Annotated in this window: 7 protein-coding genes; 4 read left to right on the top strand and 3 right to left on the bottom strand. The window is 46.8% G+C overall.

Going from position 1 to position 7,117, the window contains the following annotated elements:
• Window positions 1–1,861 (bottom strand): hypothetical protein (locus FJZ26_02940; protein ID MBM3229364.1); only part of this gene is annotated, 1,861 nt, incomplete at its 3' end.
• Window positions 1,862–2,059: 198 nt separating this feature from the next.
• On the opposite strand from FJZ26_02940, the gene FJZ26_02935 reads away from it, so the two are divergent.
• Window positions 2,060–2,665: a hypothetical protein gene (locus FJZ26_02935; protein MBM3229363.1), complete on the top strand. Its 606-nt coding sequence runs from the start codon at window positions 2,060–2,062 to the stop codon at window positions 2,663–2,665.
• 3 nt (window positions 2,666–2,668) lie between these two features.
• On the opposite strand, the gene dph2 is transcribed toward FJZ26_02935, so the two are convergent.
• Window positions 2,669–3,589, bottom strand: a complete 921-nt coding sequence (gene dph2, locus FJZ26_02930) for a diphthamide biosynthesis enzyme Dph2 (protein MBM3229362.1) — start codon at window positions 3,587–3,589, stop codon at window positions 2,669–2,671.
• A gap of 484 nt (window positions 3,590–4,073) precedes the next feature.
• On the opposite strand from dph2, the gene FJZ26_02925 reads away from it, so the two are divergent.
• The 3 genes from FJZ26_02925 (at window position 4,074) to FJZ26_02915 (ending at window position 6,926) form a co-directional block, all read left to right on the top strand.
• Window positions 4,074–4,271 carry a TRAM domain-containing protein gene (locus FJZ26_02925; GenBank protein MBM3229361.1) on the top strand — a complete coding sequence of 66 codons (198 nt, stop codon included), beginning with the start codon at window positions 4,074–4,076 and terminating at the stop codon, window positions 4,269–4,271.
• Between the two features lie 69 nt (window positions 4,272–4,340).
• Window positions 4,341–6,101, top strand: coding sequence for a glutamine--fructose-6-phosphate transaminase (isomerizing) (glmS, locus tag FJZ26_02920; GenBank protein MBM3229360.1), 1,761 nt, complete (start codon window positions 4,341–4,343; stop codon window positions 6,099–6,101).
• A gap of 12 nt (window positions 6,102–6,113) precedes the next feature.
• Complete coding sequence (locus tag FJZ26_02915) at window positions 6,114–6,926, top strand: hypothetical protein (protein ID MBM3229359.1); 813 nt, start codon at window positions 6,114–6,116, stop codon at window positions 6,924–6,926.
• Here the strand turns inward: FJZ26_02915 and FJZ26_02910 are convergent.
• Window positions 6,911–7,117, bottom strand: a 207-nt coding sequence (locus FJZ26_02910) for a hypothetical protein (protein MBM3229358.1), incomplete at its 5' end; no start/stop codon positions are given. The two genes, FJZ26_02915 and FJZ26_02910, sit on opposite strands and share 16 nt — an antisense overlap.

Below are 7,117 nucleotides of genomic sequence, written 5' to 3'. Positions count from 1 at the left end.
TTGGACCTTGTTGCAACACCCAGCTATTGCCATCAAAATAGGTGCAGTTGACATACCAGTTGTATCCAGTTCCATAGTTATAAATTCCTGAATAGGAGCCAGAGAATTGTGGTGGGGGGGCAAACTCAAAGTTAGCTTTTGCGATCCTACCGGAATCCCTAAGCCCGCAGTATACATTTCCGTTTGTAGCCCCGGTAAAGTTTCCGGAAAAATTGAACCTGACAGTTTGGCCATTTAAGTTTTCGTTGTTCTCAGGAAAGTTGTTTTGAATGCGCCACGTGTCAGAGCCTGAAGATAGGTTATATCCTACAATCCTTGATTCGCTTGTTCCAGTTGAACCGTCTGAAAGATTGCATGCCACGGCCCATTTGTATAACCCGTTTGGCACAGACACATAGGTGAATAGCCTGAAAGGAGTTGTCCCCGAATGAGTATATTGTATTGTTGAGCCAGTACCCATTTTGGTCAGGTTAGATATACACGTTATTGCAGAGCCAGCAACGCTGGAATTCGCAATATAGTTTAATGCGGTGGGGAAATAATAGCTTGCTTTGAACATTGAAAAGTTTTCAGGAAAGACAAGTGCGACTTTTACATCAGCAGCTGGGGGGTTTAACTGCTGTACAGTGAATGTACTGGTTTGACTTGTCCCGGTTGGAGGCGAAGCTCCAGGCATTATGCAAGTAACGCGCCATGTGTGGCTGCCTGCCGTATAGGTTGAGATGAAATTTCTAATTGTTCCAAATGCCAAGTTTGGATAGAAGTCTTTTTGGACTCCGTCAACAAATGTCGTGCAGTTGACAGGCTGTTTCAACGTGGAGGCTGCGGAATATTTAAGTTCAACATTCTGAGAAGTGAAAGAAGTTCCATTTTGGGGTGAGAGGAGGGAAATGTTGATCTTTTGAAAATTTACTGTCCGTGGGTCGCTAAACGTAAATGATGTGTCGTTTGTCACTCTGCAGCCAACATATATTGCTTTTGTACCTTCCGATGTAGTGAAATAAACGGTTGCCTGCATTCCGCTTCTGACTGCATAAGTGCTCTCAAGTTGGTCGCCAACATACGTATTGCAGGTAAGCGGGTTGCCGTTGCTTGATGATGCCGAGAATGTCATAAAGGAATCTGCTGCATTCATTGTGCTTCCTTCCGGAGGATATAGGATGCTGGCACTGACCGAAGCCTGCCCCGGGGCATAGACCGAGAAGTAGCGATAGGCGCCAGGCTGGCGAACCCATTTTTCCCCGTCATAATACGAACAGTTAACAAGCCATCTGTATGAAGCCCCGTCTTCATAATTGAATATTTTAGAATAATAAAATGGTTGTAGCTTTACTGTAGTTTCTGAAGTTACAACTTGAAAATAGTATCCTGATTGGAATTTTAGAACATTCAACACGCAAATGCTCGGGTTTTGGGAAGAAGTAAAGTTTGCCATATAGGTTAGGGCGACACTCAAATTATTTACTGAAGTGTTGTTCAGAGGCTCCAAATAGACAATGCCGTTTTCGTTATTGCCCATGGTCGCATTTGCAACAAGGTACCTCACTTCGCTTTGGGCACTTTCGTTTCCACTGGTGCAGTTTACCTGCCACATGTAATAGCCATTGGAAAGTTCAATGATGCCACCCCAGTTCCAGGTATTAGCCTGAGAATTCGAGTAAACTAATTGTCCGTCTGGTTTTGAAACTTTGAACAGGCATGAAGAATTCGAAGAGACCGCATAGGAGAACCATATTTTATCATTGCCGCTAAAAGTATTGTTTAAAGGCGCGTACAAGTATAGTGAAAGGGCATGGGAGCTTTGAACAAAGACAAGTGCTACAAAAACAGCTAAAGCTAGGGTTGAAAGATTTGTTCTCACAAAATCACCTCAAAAATACAGACAGGCATTGTACCAGAATTGGTTAATGGAGATGTATAAATATTGTGGTTGAATGGTGTTGTGCATAATTGGCCAAGTTGATTGGATAATTATGCTGGCTAATTATACTGGCGCTGGTTTTGGTAAAAAAAGGCAAAGAATGAAAGAATTATATTTGTTGCACGGCAAATTAAAGCCATGGGTGCTTCAACGCAGATAAAAAAAGTGACAGGGTTTGTAATTTCCGAGGAAGAAGTCCAGGGCACAAAGGTAAAGGTAATCAGGCCTGCAAAAGCAATTTTGAAAAAAACCATCCTGGAAGGCAAAGAAGTCCTACTTGTCAGAGATAAAAAGAAATCAAGGCGGATAAAAAGCAGGCCCGACATTGTTGTGACAGACAAAAGGCCGCAAAGAAAAATTACTGTGAATAAAGAAAAAAAGGGAGGGCAGGAAGGCAAGAAGAAGGATGAAAAGGAGCTTGAGTCCAAAAGCAGCGTTGGATTTAGGAAGGTGACAAAACAGGGAAAGGCAGACGCACAATTCAACCTGGGGCTTCTTGATGAAAAAGTTTTAGATGCCTTGAAAAAAGGGTTTGCCACATGCGAGCTTGGGGAGGAGAGAAACGAACCGGGGCTTGTGATTCATTATCTTTTTACTACGCTGAATCCTGCGGATTTTCAAACAACGGCAGGAAACAAATTCAGGCGCGGATTGCCTTTTATGAACATGCTGATTGCCTATTTGAGCGACAGGGAGAGGTTTTCCAGGCTTGCAAGTGCGGCAAAGTCAGGCCAGGAACTTTGAGTTTTATGCAGAAAGCAGTTTTTTTAGCTCCTTGAAGTCAATTATGTCAATAACCGGCTTTCCGCCATACCTTTCGTAGTCCTCTGGAATGCGGGGGCATGCGGTGTTGACATAAGCGTCAAAAAAATTGAAGTCCTGCAGCGCAATCGGGTCAATGAAATTTGCAACAAGGATAAAGCCCTTTTTGCCCAAACCCTCCAAATCAGCCTTGACTTTTTGGGCGCCTGCAATGTTATACTGCCCGTTTTTTGTTGAAACAATGATGCCGAAGTTTTTCACGTTTGGCTGCGTGCACGCCAGAAGCATTCCCTTCTTCCTTTTGCGAAGCTTTTCTATCTGCTCGTTTATCCTGTATGCCCTGCCTGAAAACGGGTCGAACACGAAAAAGGGGATTTTGGCATCAACGCCAAGTGGGTGGAACAGGCCCCCGCCCACATATGCCAGGCAGTCGCACTTGCCCTGGAGCCTGTTTGCGGCGTAGGTGTCGCAACCCAGAATTTGGCCCTCGTGGCGCACATGCTGCCCCCCCATGCCGACTTGCACCTTGTGCCCTGCAGCTTCAAGGATTTTTTTCATGTCACCTAGCTGGTGCAGGTGGTTGACAGTTGTCACAAGCCCGACGGTCTTATACTGGCTTATCAATGCGAGGCTTTCCCTGTTTTTGAGTATTTCAAGATTGGCATCCACGGGAAACTGGATGTACTCGATTTCAAATTTTTCGCCTTTGACTTTGTGGAATTCTGCGTGGCCAAAGTGCATTAATTTGTCAACTTTTAGCAGCCTTGCCTCCTCAAGTGCCAAGTCGCATGCACCAAAACATGGCGCTGCGGAGATGAAAACAGCGTTCCCCGAGGATTCAAGGCTTGCGCAAATCTCCCTGGCCTTGGTTTTCAGCCCTTCAGGAAACTGCAGCAGGATTTTCATGTAATCACTTTGGAAATGGCAAGGATTGGGAATAAAATAAATTTACCGGTTAAAGAAGAAATGGCGAAAAACGCAAAAAAGAAATTGGGCTGGAAATCCAGAAAGAAGCTGCAAACTGGAAGGAATTTGTGCATGTGGAACTTGGGAAAATGTGAAAAAGGAGATTTGGCTACTCCTCTTCCTCATCCTCCTCGTCCTCCCACTCATCCTCCAAATCCTCGTCATCATCAACATCTTCATCTTCATCAAAACGCATTCTTATCACCTAACTTTTCAACGGCAATTTATGCCAGACTATTGCGCTATTAATTAAAGAAAAGTTATAAATACATATGTTCTTGCAGAAAAGTGCAAAAAAAGGCAGGATTTTTGGCAAGGCATGACTGCCCAAACGGCTTAGGCTAGCAAGGTATTTTAATGAAAGCAAGCAAAATTGGATTAACCGCCTGTGCCGCAAGGCGCGGCTTTCAACCAAGGCAATCACATGCACTTCCAACCAACTCCAAGTGTCGAGGCAGGCAAAGTCTACAGGCTTGTAATCACTGCAGTCAATCCCAGAGGGGAGGGCATTGCACACAATGAAAACTTTGCCGTTTTTGTAAAAGGCGGGGTTGCCGGTAAGGCCGCAAATGTCAGGATTGTCGAGGTGAAGCGGACTTATGCAATTGGCATAAGGGAATGATAAGAAGATTGGACGCGCGGCAAGAAAAGTTTGGAAAAAAGAAAAAATAGGCAGATGCGGGTATCGGACATGTGCGGCATTATAGGTTATGTTGGCTTCAGGCAGGCAGCCACAACAATACTCAAGGCGCTAAAGAATCTTGAGTACAGGGGCTACGACTCCGTAGGCATTGCGGTTGAGGAAAAGGGCCGCATTAGGATTGTAAAGGACAAGGGACGGATTGCCGATTTTGAGAAAACCGCGGGATTGGAAGGCATCAGTGGGACTGTCGGGATAGGCCACACGCGCTGGGCGACGCACGGAGTGCCAAACCAGGTAAACGCGCACCCTCATTCAGACTGCCATGGAAAGACAGTTATTATCCATAATGGCATAATTGAAAATTTTGAGAGCCTCAAGGAGCAGCTTGCAAAAGCAGGCCACAGGTTCAAATCCGACACTGACACTGAAGTCATTGCGCACCTGATTGAAAGCCAGAAAGAGGATGATTTTGAGAGCGCATTTGTTGCCGCAGCAAGAAAAATAGAGGGGACTTATTCCATAGTTGCGATAAGGCAGGGGGACGGAAGGATAATCTGCTCGAGAAAATCAAGCCCGCTAATCATAGGGATTGGAAAGAAGGAAATGTTTTGCGCATCTGACATGCCTGCAGTGCTTGACTACACAAACGAATTTGTAATCCTCAAAGACGGAGAGTATGCGGTCCTTGATGCAACCGGGCACAGGATTTGCGAACTGCAAGGCGGCAGGCAGGTGAAAAGGAGGAGCATGAGGATTGACTGGACGCGGCAGATGGCGCAAAAGGACGGGTTTGCGCACTTCATGATTAAGGAAATACACCAGCAGCAGTCTGCAATAAGGCTTGCCACAACTTCTGGGGAGTATGGTAGGGCTGCCAGGCTTTTGGATGGCGCCAAGATGCTTCGGGTTGTTGCCTGCGGCTCATCGTATCATGCCGGGCTTGTTTTCAAAAACGTGCTTGAGAGATTGACAGACAGGCACGTTGAGGTAAGCTATGCGTCGGAATTCATGCACCTTCCAAACGTCGGCAAGGGAACTGTAGTGATTGCAATAAGCCAGTCTGGGGAGACTGCGGATACAATGGCTGCAGTCAGGCTTGCAAAAGAAAGGGGCGCAAAAGTGCTTGCCGTGTGCAATGTTGTTGGAAGCTCGCTTACCAGGGAGGCTGACTTGACGCTTTATCTTAATGCAGGGCCGGAGATAGCCGTTGTTGCAACCAAATCCTTCACTTCGCAGCTGGCGCTTTTGTACAAGCTTGTCTTCATTGTTTCCAAAAGGCAGGACTTGGAGCAGGGGATTGCAGACCTTTCAAGCGCGATTGACGCCGTGCTCACAAAAGCAGGGGATATGGAAAAGCTTGCGGAAAAGCTGTGCAAATCAACGGATTTCTTTTTCATAGGACGGGGGTTGTCCCATGCAACTGCCCTTGAAGGGGCGCTCAAGCTAAAGGAGATAACGTACCTGCATGCCGAAAGCTACCCGGCAGGGGAGCTCAAGCACGGCCCTCTTTCGCTGCTTGAAGGCGGGGTGAAGGTTGTAGCAATAGCCCCAGGAGATGAGACAAGAACGAAAATCATGGGCAACATAAAGGAATGCCAGGCAAGGAATGCCGAGGTAATTGTTTTTTCCGATGACAAGGATGCGGCAAGGTTGGGGACAGAATTCGCACTGCTGCCAAAAGTTGACCCGATTTTCTCTCCAATCCTGTTTTCAATACCGCTCCAGCTGCTGGCATATTATATTTCCGTGAAAAAGGGCTGCGACCCTGACAAGCCAAGGAACCTGGCAAAGTCAGTCACAGTAGAATGAGGTGCAATGCAAATGGTCTCGATAAAAAAAACTTTGGGTTGCAAGTGCGGCAAATTTTTCACCTTTGACTTTTCAGCAGACATGGAAATAGAGGACTTGACGATTACCTCCAAGTGTGGCTATTGCGGCTCCACAATACTTGCAACAATCTCAAGCTTTGGCAGGCAAGTGCAGCAAAGCCCCGCATATCCACAATCTTCCGGCCAGACATACGGCTCAGGCGGGCTGCAGGGTTTAGGGGAACAGGCAGGCCAGCAGGCTGCATCCACTGATTATGCAAACTCCATATTTGACCAGCCAGGGTTAGCTGAATTTTCCCAGCCCCCCAAGCAAAGCGGAATAGAGCAGCAGTATCAGCAAACTTGGCAAAGCAGGGAAACCGGAAATGCGGATGCTTTTGCCACAACCCAGCCCGGTTTGGCAAGTATTGGAAATGCGGGGCAGCAGGCAAGCTTTGCACAGCAGTATCCAATGAACCCTGCGAACCAGAACTTTTCAGACACTGCTGCGATTAGCGATATTAGCAGGGCGCTTTCATCAAGGCCTTCGTTTGTAAAAAAACCGATGGCAGAAGGAAATGTCGGCCATGGGATTTCTTATTCAAGCAGCAGTATTGAGGGGAAAAAAACAGCAGGCGCATTTGACATGCTTGGCGAACTTGAAGAGCCGATAAGTCAGATTGGGGCCTTGGGGCTTGCCGGCCTTCTGGAAAAGGAGGAGCTGCAGCCTGGCGCGCAGGGACTGTTTCCGAAAAAGCCTTTGGGGCAGGCTGACTTGCAGGGAAACCTGAATGCTGCAATGAATGAGATTTACAAGGAAGAATAAGAGTTGGCAAGCCAGCAGGGCGTGATTTGGGCCGCGCAGTCAAGTATGAAGTCAGGCAACGTATTTTTTTTCAAGCCGATGGCTGCAGATTTGATGCCTTGAGCCTGGGATTTTGAAGTCAGGCCTGTCAGCACAAGAACTGATTTGATTCCTGCAGCCCTTGCGCAGGCAATATCCGTATCAAGCCTGTC

This window comes from Candidatus Parvarchaeota archaeon, from assembly GCA_016866895.1.
GTDB lineage: Archaea > Micrarchaeota > Micrarchaeia > Anstonellales > VGKX01 > VGKX01.
Note: the sequence above shows the minus strand (reverse complement) of the source record. Positions and strands in the feature narration are given on the sequence as shown.